The following is an 807-nucleotide window of genomic DNA, read 5'->3' on the forward strand; positions in this document are numbered from 1 at the left end:
TTCGATGTCGACGTTGCCGCGCGCATCGCAGGCGGTGACGACCACGCGCATGCCGGCCATGTTGGCGGTGGCCGGGTTGGTGCCGTGGGCGGACGAGGGGATCAGGCAGATGTCGCGACGGTCTTCGCCACGGCTCTGGTGGTAGGCGCGAATCGCCAGCAGGCCGGCGTATTCACCCTGGGAACCGGCGTTCGGTTGCAGCGAGATCGCGTCGTAACCGGTGGCGGCGCAGAGCATCGCTTCCAGTTCATCGGTCAGCTGCTGGTAACCGGCGCTTTGCGCGGCCGGGGCGAACGGGTGCAGGGCGCCGAACTCGGCCCAGGTCACCGGGATCATTTCGCTGGCGGCGTTGAGTTTCATGGTGCACGAACCCAGCGGGATCATGGTGCGGTCCAGCGCCAGGTCCTTGTCCGCCAGCTTGCGCAGGTAGCGCATCAGCTCGGTTTCCGAGTGATAACGGTTGAACACCGGGTGGCTGAGGATCGGTGATTGACGCAGCAGCGCGGCCGGGATCGTGCTGACCACGGAGGCGGCGAGGGCGGCGAAGTCCGGCAGGGTTTGGCCGTCGGCCAGCAGGGCCCACAGGGTTTCCACGTCGGCCTGCGAGGTGGTTTCGTCGAGGGACAGGCCCAGACGTTCAGCATCGACCACGCGCAGGTTGATCTGCTGTGCGCGGGCCTGGTCGTGCAGCTTGGCGGTGTTGGCGCCGGTGTTGAGGGTCAGGGTGTCGAAGAAGTTTTCCTGCTCGACCTTCAGACCGATTGCTTTCAAGCCTTGGGCCAGAATCGCGGTCAGGTGATGCACGCG

General features: G+C 66.0%; 1 pseudogene. It reads right to left on the reverse strand.

Annotated features, from left to right (window positions below):
* Window positions 1-807 (reverse strand): annotated as a pseudogene (locus tag VD17_RS30425) (glycine dehydrogenase (aminomethyl-transferring)); the annotation flags it as partial.

The sequence above is a fragment of the Pseudomonas fluorescens genome, assembly GCF_000968015.1.
Lineage (GTDB): Bacteria > Pseudomonadota > Gammaproteobacteria > Pseudomonadales > Pseudomonadaceae > Aquipseudomonas > Aquipseudomonas fluorescens_W.